This window comes from Rhizobium sp. WSM4643, assembly GCF_025152745.1.
Classification (GTDB): Bacteria; Pseudomonadota; Alphaproteobacteria; order Rhizobiales; family Rhizobiaceae; genus Rhizobium; species Rhizobium leguminosarum_I.
Map to the genome: position 1 here is coordinate 75,887 of NZ_CP104041.1, position 15,285 is coordinate 91,171.

The 15,285-nt window shown below is 60.9% G+C and carries 13 protein-coding genes; 8 read left to right on the top strand and 5 right to left on the bottom strand.

Annotation, left to right across the window (positions count from 1 at the left end):
• Positions 1 to 22: 22 nt before the first annotated feature.
• Positions 23 to 1,099: an ABC transporter ATP-binding protein gene (locus N1937_RS24260; protein ID WP_260059513.1), complete on the bottom strand. Its 1,077-nt coding sequence runs from the start codon at positions 1,097 to 1,099 to the stop codon at positions 23 to 25.
• Between the two features lie 263 nt (positions 1,100 to 1,362).
• On the opposite strand from N1937_RS24260, the gene N1937_RS24265 reads away from it, so the two are divergent.
• Together N1937_RS24265 and N1937_RS24270 are read left to right on the top strand one after the other, a co-directional pair.
• A complete protein-coding gene (locus tag N1937_RS24265) occupies positions 1,363 to 2,412 on the top strand; it encodes a LacI family DNA-binding transcriptional regulator (protein WP_260059515.1) in 1,050 nt (349 codons plus the stop codon).
• A 158-nt stretch (positions 2,413 to 2,570) separates the two neighbouring features.
• The gene (locus tag N1937_RS24270; RefSeq protein ID WP_260059516.1) at positions 2,571 to 3,629 is read left to right on the top strand and encodes an LLM class flavin-dependent oxidoreductase; all 1,059 of its coding nucleotides are present in this window, start codon (positions 2,571 to 2,573) and stop codon (positions 3,627 to 3,629) included.
• Between the two features lie 556 nt (positions 3,630 to 4,185).
• On the opposite strand, the gene N1937_RS24275 is transcribed toward N1937_RS24270, so the two are convergent.
• The gene (locus tag N1937_RS24275) at positions 4,186 to 5,145 is read right to left on the bottom strand and encodes a LysR family transcriptional regulator (protein ID WP_260059517.1); all 960 of its coding nucleotides are present in this window, start codon (positions 5,143 to 5,145) and stop codon (positions 4,186 to 4,188) included.
• 107 nt (positions 5,146 to 5,252) lie between these two features.
• On the opposite strand from N1937_RS24275, the gene N1937_RS24280 reads away from it, so the two are divergent.
• Positions 5,253 to 5,702 (top strand): cupin domain-containing protein, encoded by a 450-nt coding sequence (locus N1937_RS24280; RefSeq protein ID WP_222313327.1) that lies wholly within the window; start codon positions 5,253 to 5,255, stop codon positions 5,700 to 5,702.
• A 219-nt stretch (positions 5,703 to 5,921) separates the two neighbouring features.
• Here the strand turns inward: N1937_RS24280 and N1937_RS24285 are convergent, their stop codons facing one another.
• Together N1937_RS24285 and N1937_RS24290 are read right to left on the bottom strand one after the other, a co-directional pair.
• Complete coding sequence (locus N1937_RS24285) at positions 5,922 to 6,266, bottom strand: YkgJ family cysteine cluster protein (RefSeq protein WP_260059519.1); 345 nt, start codon at positions 6,264 to 6,266, stop codon at positions 5,922 to 5,924.
• 142 nt (positions 6,267 to 6,408) lie between these two features.
• The gene (locus N1937_RS24290; protein ID WP_260059520.1) at positions 6,409 to 7,638 is read right to left on the bottom strand and encodes a flavin monoamine oxidase family protein; all 1,230 of its coding nucleotides are present in this window, start codon (positions 7,636 to 7,638) and stop codon (positions 6,409 to 6,411) included.
• Between the two features lie 100 nt (positions 7,639 to 7,738).
• Between N1937_RS24290 and N1937_RS24295 the strand changes: the two genes are divergently transcribed.
• Entirely contained in the window at positions 7,739 to 9,280 is a 1,542-nt protein-coding gene (locus N1937_RS24295) for a cation:proton antiporter (protein ID WP_260059521.1), read from the top strand.
• A 65-nt stretch (positions 9,281 to 9,345) separates the two neighbouring features.
• On the opposite strand, the gene N1937_RS24300 is transcribed toward N1937_RS24295, so the two are convergent.
• Entirely contained in the window at positions 9,346 to 10,404 is a 1,059-nt protein-coding gene (locus tag N1937_RS24300) for a LacI family DNA-binding transcriptional regulator (RefSeq protein WP_260059522.1), read from the bottom strand.
• Positions 10,405 to 10,650: 246 nt separating this feature from the next.
• On the opposite strand from N1937_RS24300, the gene N1937_RS24305 reads away from it, so the two are divergent.
• The 4 genes from N1937_RS24305 (at position 10,651) to N1937_RS24320 (ending at position 15,282) form a co-directional block, all read left to right on the top strand.
• Positions 10,651 to 11,634 (top strand): autoinducer 2 ABC transporter substrate-binding protein, encoded by a 984-nt coding sequence (locus N1937_RS24305; protein WP_260059523.1) that lies wholly within the window; start codon positions 10,651 to 10,653, stop codon positions 11,632 to 11,634.
• Positions 11,635 to 11,760: 126 nt separating this feature from the next.
• The gene (locus N1937_RS24310; RefSeq protein WP_260059525.1) at positions 11,761 to 13,275 is read left to right on the top strand and encodes a sugar ABC transporter ATP-binding protein; all 1,515 of its coding nucleotides are present in this window, start codon (positions 11,761 to 11,763) and stop codon (positions 13,273 to 13,275) included.
• On the top strand, positions 13,268 to 14,296 hold the full coding sequence (locus tag N1937_RS24315) for an ABC transporter permease (protein WP_260059526.1): 1,029 nt from the start codon (positions 13,268 to 13,270) through the stop codon (positions 14,294 to 14,296). Before N1937_RS24310 ends, N1937_RS24315 begins: the two co-directional genes overlap by 8 nt.
• Positions 14,296 to 15,282, top strand: coding sequence for an ABC transporter permease (locus N1937_RS24320; RefSeq protein WP_260059527.1), 987 nt, complete (start codon positions 14,296 to 14,298; stop codon positions 15,280 to 15,282). Before N1937_RS24315 ends, N1937_RS24320 begins: the two co-directional genes overlap by 1 nt.
• Positions 15,283 to 15,285 lie beyond the last annotated feature (3 nt).

Consider the following 15,285-nt stretch of genomic DNA (forward strand, 5'->3'; position numbering starts at 1 on the left):
GGCATTCTTCCCGCGCGGGTCGTCAATGGACGGCGCGTTCTGTTGCGGCGTCAAAGAGATGAATTTTCGTGGGGTCCACGCCGATCTTGAGCGTTTCGCCAGCCTTGACCCGCGTTTCCGGCGGCATGCGGGCCGTCAACGTCTCATTGCCCACGGCAAAATGGACCAGCGTATCGGAGCCAAGCGGCTCAACAACCTGAACGTGACACGTCAGGGCAACGTCGGATGCATTGGCGCTAAAATGTTCCGGGCGGATACCAACGATGAACTCGCGACCATCGACGGCCCCGGCATGATCGGCGGCACGGATCGCCGACAGGGGCAATCGATCGCCGTTTGCGAAGGCCAGATTGTCGTGATCCGCCTTGGCTCTCGCAAAATTCATCGCGGGTGATCCGACGAAACCGCCGACAAAAACACTGGCCGGGCTGTTATAGACCTCGTCCGGCGTTCCCACCTGCTCGATCTCGCCGCCGCGCAGAATGACGATTCGGTCCGCGAGCGTCATGGCCTCGACCTGATCATGGGTAACGTAGATGATCGTTGTGCCGATTGCCTGATGCAGCTTCTTGATTTCGGTGCGGACCTGACCGCGCAATTTCGCATCCAGATTGGACAACGGCTCATCGAAGAGAAACACCTGCGGACGGCGGACGATGGCGCGGCCCATGGCGACACGCTGACGCTGGCCGCCGGAGAGCTGACCAGGTCGGCGGTCGAGCAGGTGGGCAATGCCAAGCATGCTGGCAGCCTCGCCGACCCGCACCGCAGCTTCAACGGAATTGATGCCGCGCACCTTCAGGCTGAAGCCCATATTCTCGCGCACGGTCTTGTGCGGGTAGAGCGCATAATCCTGAAACACCATGGCGATATCGCGCTCGCGTGGCGCAAGCCTGTTGACGACGCGATCGCCGATCCTGACCTCGCCGCCGGTGATCGATTCCAAGCCGGCCACCATGCGCAAAGTGGTGGATTTGCCGCATCCGGAGGGGCCAACAAAGACCACGAACTCGCCGTCGGCAATCTCCAGGTCGATACCCTTGACGATCCGAAGGGCGCCATAACTCTTATCCAGCGCCCGCAGGCTCACTCCCGCCATTTCAACCTCCCGGGGATGGCACCTCATCCCGTGCCCATCGCTATTTCTAGGTTTAATAATAGCGCTACGATTTTTCTTTTGCAAGCAGGACTGCTCAAAATCGGCTCGCGAGGTGCTGGCAGACCGACGAGGACGCTGTGAAGTTTGCGATTTACTGAGCTATATCAGGTAATTAAGCTATTATCTTCCAAACGGAATTGTTCCGCAGAAATCCATGGGTTATCATGCGTGCGAATAATAGCGCTATTATATCGACAGGAAGAATGGTGGATACTCGACGCTCCGTTAAGCCGACACGCAAACGCCGCAAGATTCAGCGTGTCACGATGATGGATGTCGCGGCACGGGCGGAGGTTTCGCCCTCTACCGTCTCGCTCTATCTGCGCAAGCCGGAAGCCGTATCAGCGTCGGCCAGCGAGGCGATCGCAAAATCCATCGAAGCTCTCAACTATGTTCCGAACCTGATGGCGGGAGGGCTCGCCGCCGCCTCTTCCCGCGCCGTCAGCATTATTGTGCCATCGGTGCGAAATGCCTTCTTCGCCGAAACAGTTGCAACCATGCAGGCGGAACTGGGTAAGGAGCGGCTGCAGGTTCTGCTCGGCCATACCGAATACAGCGAGCGCGAGGAGGAAAACCTCGTGCGCATGGCGTTGTCCTGGGCTCCGGCAGCGATCGTGCTGACGGGGCTTAGCCACAGCAACGCAACCAGAAAGCTCTTGCGCGAAAGCAGCGTGCCGGTGGTCGAAATCTGGGAACTCGGTTCGGAGCCGATCGATATGGCCGTCGGCTTCCACCACGAACAGGTCGGCCGGTCAGCCGCTGCTCATCTCGTCCAGCGCAACCGTCGCAAGCTCGTCTTTCTCGGCGCCCGCCTGCAGGAAGACAAGAGAGCGGCGCACCGGGCCGAAGGATTTGTCGATGAAGCCCGCAAGACCCCAGGCGTCACCGCCGAAATCATCAAGCACCCGGCGCCGTCGAGTGCGGAAGTGGGCGCAATGCTGCTTGGTGAAACCATGCGCACGTTTCGCGATGTGGACGCCATCGCCTGCTCCAACGACCATGTGGCGCTCGGCGTGATCTTCGAATGCCAGCGGCTTGGCATCGACATTCCGGGGCAGCTCTCGGTCGTCGGCTTCGGAGATCTGAGCTTTAGTGCCGCTTCCAACCCGTCCCTGACCACCATCCGCCCGCCTGGAGATCTGATCGGCACCGAGGCGGCACGTCTGATCCTTGAGCGCAGCGCGCATGGCGGAGAGAGGACCCCCACGGTGATCGACACCCGGTTCACCCTGCTTCACCGGCAAAGCAGCTAGCGGTAAAACACCGCAACGATCGAAAATTTGATCTACAAACGGAGGAAGATCAAAAGTACCCGAACGGCTGCTACGACTGGCGATCACGCGCAAGGCCGCGCCGCAAGAACAAGAGAATCCGCGCCGCAGATGGCGCTACAGCATGGGAGACATCATTTATGACCAAAGCCTGCGAAGTCAGCTGGTTTTCCGCTCTATGTGATGACGACTACGAGTTTCTCGGCGTCCCCGATCCGCAGTTGCAATCGAGCTTCGAACACTGTCGCGATATCGTGCTGCAGGCTGAAAGCAGCGGCTTCGACAATATCCTGCTTCCCTCGGGGTATGCGCTGGGCATTGATACCACCGCCATTGCCTCAGCGATGGCCGTGCTCACACGCCGCATCAAGCTGCTGATGGCTGTCAGAATCGGCGAAAGCTGGCCGCCGCAACTGGCCCGCCAGATTGCCACCATCGACCGCATGGCCGGTGGCCGCCTGTCGGTCAACATCATCTCCAGCGAAATGCCCGGCGAAACTCTTGCGAGCGGCCCACGTTATGCCCGCACAATCGAGGCCATGTCGATCCTGCGCACGCTGCTTGACGGAAAGCCACTCGATCACGACGGCGCGTTCTGGAAGCTGAAAGTCGATCCGCCGCGGATCGCTTCGCTGTCGAGTCGCTGCCCGCAATTCTATTTCGGCGGCCTCTCAGAGGACGCTCGAGAGGCGGCTGCGGAAGGTGCCGATATCTATCTGATGTGGCCGGACCGCATGGAGGTCGTGCGCGAAACGATCGCCGATCTTCGCAGCCGTGCGGAAAGGCGCGGCCGGACGCTCCGGTTCGGTTACCGCGTACACGTCATTGTTCGTGAAACAGAAGCAGAGGCGCGAATTGCCGCGGACCGTCTGCTGTCGAAGCTCGACGACTCGGCCGGTGCGGCGATCCGCGCCAAATCGCTGGACAGCCAATCGGTGGGCGTGCGGCGCCAGGCGGAACTGCGCGAGCAGGCCGGCGACGAGGGCTATGTCGAGGACAATCTCTGGACCGGGATCGGCCGCGCTCGTTCCGGCTGTGGTGCTGCGATCGTCGGCGATCCGGACCAGGTTCTTGCAAAGCTGCGAGCCTACCGGGCGGAAGGTATCGAAGCTTTTATCCTCTCGGGCTACCCGCACATGGCTGAGGCCGACCTCTTTTCCCGTCACGTCTTATCTCGATTGGATCACGGTCCACTTTGATGGAACGCTATCTGCAACAGGCCCGCGTCGGAATTTAAATTGGGCCCGCAGCACCTCGGGTGCGCGGCGTTAGCAATCATGTTCGCCTTGATGAGATTCAAACTGACGACCTCCGATTGTCAGTTCGAGTTTGGATAACGTTGATTTATGGAACTGTGCCGGCGCGGAGCCTCATACTGTCGACACCGACGCATACGGCTGCCTCCACTCGAACTGCCGTTGACGGACGCTGGTTTCCCGTCACATCAAGGGAAGACCAATTTTGTCCGGTTTGCACTCACTTCGCCGAGCTCTATGCCCTTATCAGCAGTCTTCGCAGATTAGGGCATCGGAGAAACGGAGCGTAGCCAATAATTTCCCCCGATCCGTCACGTATCTCCATGCGCCGGGCAGAGATGACCCCTTGCAGCCTCAGCGATGAGTTCGCGATTATCGGCAAGCGCCTCCCTCCTCGCTTGCAGCAGGTTGCAGCCGCGCGAAATCCGACGTTCACGCCAGCCTCGATATGTAATGGAGAATGGGCACGTTGTTTGCCGATCGACGCGGGAAAGCACCGTCAGCACGCTTCATTTGGCAGGGGCTGCTCGCCGACATTAAGTGGCAGCAATATCTCGGCGATCAAGTTCCGAATCCAACGATGGGCGGGGTTCCCTGTCGAGCGCTTGTGCCACACGCCGACGATGAGGGCCGGCGGAAGCGGCATGGGAGCGTTATAGAGGGAGAGCCCGAAAAGATCCGCCAAGCGCTCTGCCAATTGTCGAGGGACGAGTGCAATATGATCACTCTCGCTTACAGCTCGGCAGACGCCGAAGAAAACAGGAACCGTCATGACCACCTTCCGAGTTCGTCCGATCTTGGCCAGTGCCGCATCACCCATGGCTTTTGTGTTTCCTTCAGGGGAGAAGAGGATGTGCCCGAGATCGCAAAAAAGATCGATCGGCAGGGTTGCGCCAGATTTTATTCCGGCTGCTTCGATTGCTGCGTTTCCTTTTCGGGCGATAGTTGTGAAGGACGACCGGAATTGCGCATGTCGGTCGATCCAGTCTGGAAATTCTGCATCAGGAATGAGAGCCATGTCGGCTTCATAGCGCTCAAGAGAATCGATGTAGCTGTTTGGGACGAGGTCGACCAATTGCACCCGAATACCCGGAGCACGTTCGTGAATCTCGCGCGCCAGCCGCGGCATCAGCATCTCCGCAAAGAAATCGCTTCCTGCTAGCTTGAAAGTGAGGCTGGCGCTACCGGGATCAAAAGAGGTGCTACTGAACAGCGCCTCCATCCTGTCGAGCGTCTCACGAAGAGGCATGGCTAAACCTCTTGCATAATCCGTCGGGCGCAAACCTTGGCCATGACGGACGAACAGCTGATCATCGAGCGCATGACGCAGTCTTGAGAGTGCGCCGGAAACCGCTGACTGAGACATTCCAAGTTTCTCACCGGCCTTCACGGTCGACCCTTCCCGCAACAAGGCGTCGAGCACACGCACAAGATTGAGATCAAAGGTCGCGAAATTCATTTCACCGATAGTTTCTATATGATCAAACGATTTTCTTAATAACGGATCGGATGGTAAAAACTACAACACGAAAGCGCTTTCGTTTCATCCCAACCGAGGAGGAAACGATGATTGATCTACTGGAATGTCCCGATACCATTGAATGGCTCGGTGTTTCTTACCGACCTATTCTGACGAATGCAGCAACTGGCGGAGCGATGTCCATCGTCGACAGCCTGTCTCCCGTCGGAAGCGGGCCGCCGCGACACATCCATGAAAGAGAGGACGAGACCTTCGTCCTTCTCTCCGGCTTGTGCGAGTTCTGGGTGGAAGGCGAGAGGTTCACGAAGAAGGCCGGCGAAACTGTCTTCGTGCCACGCGGAATGGAGCACACCTTCAGGGTTATCGGCGGCATGCCTTCGCGCCATCTGGTGATCCTGACGCCGGGGGGATTCGAAGATTTTTTTGCCGACATGGCGGCAGGCAAGTTCCAGATTCCGCAGGACATGGATCGCATCGCAGAATCTGCCCGCAGGCACCACCTTCGTTTCACTGGGCCGCCGCTTGGCAACGGCTAGCCATTATAGCCAGATGGTTCGATCGCCTGCAAACACCCGGCGACACTCAGCCCGTTAGCGTTGAGGTTTGGTGAATCCACAGTTCCCGTATGTCGCTGATCACAGGCGTTTTCGCGCCTAGGAGCAGAACCCTATGGAACTGGAGGTGGCGGACTCTTTTTAGCTCGCTCATCCTGTCTCGGCGCCGCCGTGTCCAACCCGCGGAGTCGAGGTGACATCTCAGTTGACTGGCAAACGCGCATCGAAGTGGGCGGGCGACAAACTTGACTGACCGATCCCGAAGAACTCGCGGGCGGTCAAGCAAGCGCCATCGCCTGGGACGCAGGCGCGGCAGACGTCAGGCCGAAGATCGTATACCTGACAGGATGTCTCTGAACCGACGCGACCGACCAGAGCGGAGCAACGCGCACCGTCGCAACGCATTCCCTGCTCGTTTGCGGCTACGAGGTGCGCCGGCAGCAAATCGAGAGCAGCTTCCGTTTCGGTGGAAAATCTGGGCCAGCTCGGCGAATAGGAGCAGCAGGCTCCGCAGCTTCGGCAATCGAAATCGATCAGTGATGTCATGACCCGCTCCTACCACACAAGCTGCCAATGATAAAGCTGCAGGCTAACCGCTTCCCTTGGAACGAGCGCATCCATTTCATCAGGCTCCTCGTCCTGACGTTAGGCGGTGAAATTCGACCTTAAGGGGTCAGTGGCCGGGATATCACGAGGGTGGTAGAACAGCTGCAGCCTGGTCGGCGGCCCGCAAGCCGCTTTCCCATGCGCCATGCGCGGTCGAAAAGTCGGACTGGTGCGTCGCCTCGCCGGCGAAAAACAGCCGGTCGCCGACCGGGCGCGCCAGGACTGCGCGTGCGTCGGCATGGCCGGGCAACGCATGGCTATAGGAGCCGCCTATCCAATCGGTACGACACCAGGAAGAGGCTGCCAGGGGCCGCAGGTGGCGGCGGATGTTGCTGCCGAGCAGCGATGACAGCTGGTCGAGTGCGAAGGCAAATGCCTCCACCAAACCCGCGCGCTCGATGACGACAGCGCCGTTTCCGCCGAAGAAGCCTTCGATGATCGGCCGGCCGAACGGCCGGATATAATAGCTGCCGGTCTCGGCATTCTGCGGGTCGCCAAGCAGATGGGTTTCCGGCTCGAGACCATGATTACCATGGAGTTCCAAAAACAGCTTGTCTGCGAGGCCAAGCGGCAGCCGACTTGCGGCATGGAGGTGATCGTCGGCCTCCGGGTCGAAGATAATGGCTCCGCGGGCCAGAACGGTGGTCGATGCGGTGATGATCACGGTACGTGACGTGACAGGACCGCGGTCGGTCTCCAACTGGACGCCGTTCGCGGTCAATGTCACGCGTCGTACGGGCGTCGAAAGGTGCAGGGCCACGTTCGGAACGGCCGCGCTGATCAGACTTCCATAGCCTTCATGCACCCGCCAATTGGCATCGGTCGCCGTATCGTCATAGGCAAGAAAGTCGGTGACCGACAGCAGATCGAGCGGCACGCCGTTCATATATCCGCTGAGGGACTGGCAGTAGGCGTTCCATTTGCCATCTGGCTCCAGGGCGTCCGACGCCCTGTCGCTGGCGGGGGGATTAGCCCGCATCCGCTCCTCAAGCGCGGTCCATGCCGCCGCCGCGGCCGCGCGCTCCTCCTGCGTGAAGCCGAGATCGCGCCACTGGCTTTGCCACGCCGTCGGCCCGCGCTCGATGTTGAACCCGGCGGCACGGCCGATAGCGACGAGAGGATTGCGCTCGGCAGAATGCAGCCAGCCACACCCCATATCCAGCGGCATTCCGGCCAATTCGATTGTCCAGGCTCGTCCGCCAACGCGATTGCTGGCCTCCAGGATGATGACCGAGCGGCCGGAATCGGCCACCCCTTTTGCTGCTGCTATGCCGGCCGCGCCAGCGCCGACAATCGCAACCTCGTAGTCCATGATCGCCCTCCGCCGCTGCATCAGCAGCTTGATACGACACAAGTTTTACATCGGGGCCGCACCCGCTTCAATGTGCTCGAAAGCCTGCTAGTATGCTGAAATGACGTTCTTCGAAACACTCGTTGCATTGCTGGCGGTTGCCATCTTGTTGCTGCAGGTGACGCGTCGCACGCGCCTGCCCTACCCCGGCATCCTGGCTGCCGCCGGCGTCGCAGTAGCGATGCTGCCCGGCGCACCCACGATCCCCATCGATCCGCCGACGGCGCTTGCCCTGTTCATCGCCCCCGTCCTGGTCGACTCGGCTTATGATTTCCCGGTGGGTGCGGCCCGGCGCATGCTGGTGCCGCTGTTCTTCTATGCTGTTGTTGCGGTTCTCGTCACGACAGGCGTGGTGGTGTCGATCAGCATGCTGACAGTCGGGCTTCCGATTGCGGTTGCGGTCACACTCGGCGCAATCGTTGCACCGCCTGATGCCGCAGCCGCCACGGCGGTCCTTTCCAATTTGCCCATCGCGCGCCGTGTGGATGCCCTGCTCAAGGGGGAAAGCCTGTTCAACGATGCGACCGCACTGCTGCTTTTCGGGGCCGCGCTCACGGTCCAGGCGCGGGGTGGGCTGGATGCCGGGACGGCGCTTCAGGTGGGGTTTGCCGCACCTGGAGGGATCCTGTTCGGCATCGTCTTCGGTTTTGTCGTCTCGCGGCTTCGGCCGATAACCGAAAATACGGTTGGTGGGACCCTGCTTCAGTTCGTCTACGCTTTTTCGACCTGGCTGATCGCGGAGCATCTGCACCTGTCGGCTGTCCTTGCCACGGTAGCGAGCGCAATGACCATCGCCGCCCTCTCTTCGGTCGAGGATTCGCCACGGATGCGGGTGCATTCCTTCGCGGTCTGGACGACGGTCGTCTTCCTGCTGAATGTGGTGGCTTTCCTGCTGATGGGGCTGCAGGCGCGCCGCATCCTCGAGACGATGTCGACTGAAGAGCTTCAGCGGGCGATGGGATTTGCCGCCATCGTGGTGGTCGGCGTCATCCTGGCGCGCATGGCGATGGCGTTCCTGCTTCACGCCGTCGTCGCGTCTCGCCACCGAAGCGGCCATGAACTGGCGCCTTTCACATCCGGAGAAACCTTGCTGGTGGGTTGGGCCGGTATGCGCGGCCTCGTTACGCTGGCGACGGCTTTCGCTCTCCCTGCCGATTTTCCGGAACGAGACCTGGTCGTGCTCACGGCCTTCACGGTGGTTCTCGCAACCCTGGTCATTCAGGGGGCGACCCTGGCACCGATGATCCATTTCCTGAAGCTCGGTCGGCAGGCAGAGGTCCGCGATGAACTTAGGGCTGCCCGAAGATCGCTCGCAGAAGCGGCCTTTCAGCGGCTTGAGAAGGAAGACGGTACTGAGGCCGAAGCGATCCGGACGATCTGCAAGGATCATTGGGCCGCATCAAACGATGCAAACAAGACCTCGCCGCTCGATCGCCGCCGTCACCTGACGATCGCTGCCGTTCTCGCCCAGCGCCAGCGCCTCGAGGAATTGCGCGACACAGACCAGATCGGCGCGACGCAATATCTCGAGCTGCAGGAAGACCTCGACTGGAAGCAGCTTTCCGTCGGCTCCGATGAGGATCGCCGCATCACAGAAAGCTAGATCCGATAAGGCGGTTGTCGACACGCTGCTTCATCAGACCTGCGTTTCCGACGAGGCAGGACGCATCACTCGATATCTTTCAGCGCATCGAGCGGGCCGGTCAGTGCCGTGCGTGGCGGCACGAGCGTCGGCCGCACCAGATGCGTGATTGGCGGGCGGCGGTCTGCATCGAGGATCGCAAACCCCTTGGTGATCATCGCCTCGCTGTCCTGCCGGATCATGAAAACGGGGAAAGGCAGGAAGGAGCCGAACGGGTCGTAGTCATAGCAGCCGACGATGATATCGGCGAAGGTCTCGTGCGGGTGCAGCGCGAGGAAGCGCATCAGCCCTTCGAGATTGATCGAGGAATTAACGAAGAATGCGCGCGGCAGCTTTCCGTGGCCTTCGTAGAAGGCTTCGAAGGCACGCGCCGTCGTGGCGGGGGAATAGCCGGTCGGCTGGATGCAGACGTTGGGATCCGCGCCCAGCAATGCGCGCTTTACGTCGCGGAAACCGCGAATTCGCTCATGGCTGGCATGGTCGTTGCGGCCGCCGAACAGGTACAGATCGTCGGGTGAAAGTGGGCCATCCTCCTGCGCGCGCTCGATGATCGCCTGTGTCAGCATGCGCGCGCCTTCATAATTGTCGCTGATGATCGACGGCGCCAGCGTGCCCGGCAGATCGATGTTGACGTGCTTCAGCCCTGCCTTTTCGCAAACCTTGTGCACCCCATCCGGATCAGTTGCGCCGGCGATGAAAAGCTCGTCGATCGAATAGGAGATCAGCGTCTCGACGACCTGACGCTCCTCCTCCGGATCGCGACAGGCACTGACGACGAGGGGACACTGGCCGCGACTTCTGACCTGTGCCTCGAAAGATTGCGCCATGGAGGAGAAATAGCGGTTGTCGTGCACCGGCAGCAGAAGACCGACGAGGCCGGAGCGGGACGAACGCAGGCCGCGGGCCTGCAGATTTGCCGTATATCCGTGCTCGTTCGCGAGGTTCTGAATGAGTTGGGCCGTCGCCTCCTTGATACGCCTCTTGCGCCAGCTTCCGTTCAATACGGCGCTTACGGTGGAAGCCGACGCTCCCGATAGGATCGAGAGATCGTAGATCGTCGCCTTTTTCTTGCTGATGTCTGCCATATCTCGCCTTTTCCCCTGTCGTTCCCCTTAGAAACAAACCCCTCTTGACGAAAGCCATACCTTGATCGATAGTTATTGCACCATCGATTGTGCAAAAAAGAAAGATCGATTGCGCAAAAATGGTTCGCCGGAGGAGGCGGGACGGGAGGCAAGGGTATTCCCTCGCCGCGAAGCAACCAGGAACAACCTGCCGCAAAGCGGCCGGTGGTCGTCGTTCGCCATGAGCGACCTTGAGGAGGAGTGAAGATGAGGAGACTTATCGTAGCGGCATTTGCCGCATCGCTGTCGCTTGCCGGGGCGGTAGTCGCGCTTGCGCAGGACGCGCCGAAGGTCGGCATTGTCGTCAAGATCGGCGGCATTCCCTGGTTCAATGCGATGGAAGCCGGCATCAAGGAGCAGGGCCAGAAATTAGGTGTTGATGCCTTCATGATCGGCCCGACCAGCGCCGACCCGGCGCTGCAGGTGCGCGCCATCGAAGACCTGATCGCCCAGGGCGTCAAGGTCATCGGTGTCGTTCCGAACGATGCCAAGGTGCTCGAGCCCGTGCTGACCAAGGCGCAAGCCGCCGGCATCAAGGTCATTACGCATGAATCGCCCTCGCAAAAGGGCGCCGACTGGAATTTCGAACTCGCATCGGCCACCGGTTTTGGTGAGGCCCACGGCAAGCTGCTCGCCGAAAAGATGGGCGGCAAGGGCGAATATGCCGTCTTCGTCGGCTCGCTCACCGTGCCCCTGCACAATGCCTGGGCGGACGCCGCAATCGCCTATATCAAGGCGAATTATCCGGACATGAAACTTGTCGGCGACCGTTATGGTGTTGCAGAAGATGTCGACAAAAGCCGCTCGACGGCGCTCGATCTCATCGCTGCCCATCCGGATCTGAAAGGCTTCCTCGCCTTCGGCAGCCAGGGCCCGATCGGCGCCGGGCGCGCTATCGAGGAACGCCGCAAGACGGGCAAGATCTTCGTGCTCGGCCCGTTCTCGCCAGGCCAGGGCCAGAAGCTGATCAAATCAGGCGCGATATCGGGCGGCTTCATGTGGAATCCGAAGCAGGCCGGCGAAGTCTTCGTCACGCTCGCCGATCGGCTGATCAAGGGCGAAAGCATCAAGGAAGGTGATGATATCCCGGGTCTCGGCGTGATCAAGCCGGTCGGCAATAACATCATCGTCGATCAGCTGCTGCCGATCAACAAGGATACGGTCGACGACCTGGCCGCAATGGGCCTCTGAAGAGGCCCCCTCCCCGGGTGTCGGGCCGGTCGACATCGACCGGCCCGACGTTCGGGAAAACGAGCGGTATCCGGCCATGGCTGGACCATTGACCTTTGATGGCATTCGACTGGACAGGCAACCGGCATGAGCATGGCAACGGATGATGGTGTGAAGGCCCAGCCGCTTCTTTCGCTTCGCGGCATCAACATGACATTCGGCGGTGTGAAGGCACTGAAAAACGTCTCCTTCGAAGTCTTGCCTGGCGAGGTGCATTGCTTGGCCGGCGAGAATGGTTCCGGCAAGAGCACCCTTATCAAGGTGATCTCCGGCGTCTATCGGCCTGCAGACGGCGCCGAGATCGTCTTCGACGGTGAGGCGATATCCCACATGACGCCTGCCATGGCCCAGTCCCGCGGCATCCAGATCATCTGGCAGGACCTCGCGCTCTTTCCGGAAATGAGCGTGGCTGAGAATATTGCCTTCCAGACCCTTTCCGGTTCGCGCCCGCGCTTCGTCAACTATGCCGCGATCCGCAGGACAGCCGAGGACGCGCTCGCCCGGCTTGGCGTCACCCTCGACGTCGACAGACCTCTCAAGGACTTCGCCATCGCCCAGCGTCAGATCGTTGCCATCGCGCGCGCGCTGATTGGAGAGGCCCGGATCGTTTTCATGGACGAGCCGACCGCCTCGCTCACCCAGTCGGAAACCGATCATCTGCTGGCGATCGTGCGCACGCTATCGGCCTCGGGCGTTGCCGTGGTCTTCGTCAGCCATCGCCTTGCCGAAGTGCTGGAAATCTCCTCGCGCATCACGGTGCTGCGCGATGGCGCGCTGGTCGGGGTCTATCCGGTGGAGGGCATGACTCAGTCTAAGATCACCGAGCTGATGACCGGGCGCACCTTCGACCAGAATGTTCGCGCCCGCGACCTATCGCAGAACCCGGTCCTGCTCTCCGTCAGCGATCTTTCTCGGCCCGGCGAGTTCGAGAATATTTCCTTCGATCTGCGCCGTGGCGAGACGCTCGGGATCACCGGCCTGCTAGGCTCCGGGCGCACCGAACTTGCGCTGACGCTGTTCGGTATGCGCCGGCCTGCAGCCGGCACGATTATGCTGGAGGGGCGGCCGGTGCGCTTTGCCTCCAACCGCGAGGCGATTACCGCAGGCATCGCCTATCTCTCCGAAGACCGCCTTTCGCTCGGTCTCAACCAGCCGCAATCCATCGCCGACAATCTGGTCATGGCCTCGCTCAACCGCATCCTCAGCGGTCGGCTCATTTCGACGGAAAAGAAGCGCTCGCTCGTCGCGCGCTGGATCGCCGATCTCGGCGTCAGGATTGGCAAGCAGGACGATGCGATCTCGACGCTTTCGGGCGGCAACCAGCAGCGCGTCGCGATTGCCAAATGGCTCGCCACCGATCCCAAGGTGTTGATCCTCGATGCGCCCACCGTCGGCGTCGATGTCGGCGCGCGCGCCGGTATTTTCGAAATCGTTGCCCGGCTCGCCGAGGCGGGGCTGGCGATCATCCTGATTTCGGACGAGGTGCCGGAGGTCTATTTCAACGCCGATCGGATCATCCATATGGAAAAGGGCCGCATCGCCGGCTGGCATGATCCGCGCGCGACCACACTGAAGGACCTGGAGGCGGCGGTTTATGCGTAAGCTGTTCCTCTCCTATACGACGGAATTCATGCTGTTTGCCGTCATCATCGCGATGAGCCTTGTCCTGGCTTTTACGACCGACCGTTTCTTCACGCTCGGCAATGTCTTCGACCTGCTCAATATCAGCGCGGTCAACATCATTTTTGCCGTCGGCCTGCTCGTGGTGCTGATATCAGGCGGGATCGACATCTCCTTCGCCGTCGCAGCCTCGATCGTGCAATATGTCACTGCACTTGCGCTCGAGCGGATCGGCGGGGGAGGATGGCTAACCGGCTTCCTGATCGCGGCGGGCATCGGCATCGTACTCGGCATGATCAACGCCTTCCTGATCCACCGCTTCCGCATCATCTCGATCGTCGCGACGATCGCGACCTTCAACGTCTATTTCGGCCTGCTGATGTTTTTCACCAAGGGCGTGTCGATTTATAATCTGCCGGACTGGCTGACGAGCCGCGTCATCATCTACGAGCGCGAAATGGCCGATGGGAGCTGGGCTGAGATCACCTTGCCGGTTGTCGTCATGGCCGTCTGCGCGCTCGCCACCTGGCTCTTCATTACGCGCACGACGACCGGCCGGCAGCTCTATGCCTTCGGCGACAATCCGGAAGGGGCGCGCCGCTTCGGCATCAATATCGGCGCCATGCAGTTCATCGCCTTCGGCTGGCTTGGGTTGATGGCGGGTATCGCCGGGCTCATGCAGGCGCATTATGCGCAGGAGGTCGTGCCGAACGCGCTTTATGGCCGCGAGCTCGATGTTCTGGCTGCAGTGGTGCTCGGTGGGGCGCGGCTGGGCGGCGGCAAGGGCTCGGTGCTCGGTTGTGTGCTGGGCGTGCTGCTCGTCTCGATCACTCAGAACGGCCTCAATCTGATGGGCGTCTCGCCCTTCGCCTTCAAGATGATTGTCGGCGCGATCATCCTCGTTGCGATCACCTTGTCGAGCGCCCGCATCGGCAATCTGGTGCCGGTGTTTACGACCCGCAAATCGACCGATGACAGGTCTGCACACAGCGGAGGGAGCTGATGAACGCACTCGCCGCCCGCTTCAACGCCCTCTTCGGACCCGACATGGCCGGTCCCCTCGCCGCGCTGGCGGTCGTGCTCATCGTCTTCGGTTTCGCCTCGCCGCATTTCCTGACGGGCGCGACCTTCGGATCGGTCGCCTTTCAGCTTCCCGAGCTTGGTGTTCTGACGCTTGCCATGCTGATGCCGATCCTCACCGGCGGCCTCAACCTTGCGATCACCTTCACCGCCAACATTGCCGGCCTGACGCTCGCCTGGACGCTGCAGGCCAATGGCGGCATCGATGCCGGCCCGGGCGCCTTCCTCCTCGGCTCGGCTCTGGCGCTCGCCGTCGGCGCGGCAAGCGGCCTGGTCATGGGCCTTGTCATCGCCTTTTCCCGCGCCCATCCGATCCTCGTTTCACTGTCGATGATGATCTTCCTGCGCGGCCTCGGCGAGTTCCTGACGCGCGGCGGCGATATCTCAGGCTTCCCCACCTTCATCGCTCCGATTGGCCACGGCAGCATCCTCGGCATCCCGGTCCCGTTGTTGATCCTGGTCGCCTGCGTGATCGCCAGCCACATTCTGCTCTCGCGCTCCAAGCTCGGCTTTTCCACCTATATGATCGGCTCCAATATCGAGTCTGCCCGCTATTCCGGCATCAACACCCGCAAGGTCCTGGTGCTGGTCTATATGCTCTCCGGCGTGATGGCAGCGGTTGCCGGGATCATCATGCTTGCGCGCTTCAATTCGGTGCGCGTCGGCCACGGCGAGGCCTACCTGCTGATCACCGTGCTTGCCTGCTTCCTCGGCGGCATCAATCCCTTCGGCGGCTTCGGCCGCGTCCTGCCGGTCTTCGTCGCGCTCATCGTGCTGCAGCTTCTCTCTTCGGGGCTCAACCTGCTCGGTGCCAACCAGCACCTCACCACTGCCGTCTGGGGTGTCCTGCTCATCGTCGTGATGGTGCTGCGGTGGCTCTCGGCCAAGTTCATCAGAATCGTGAAATAGGAG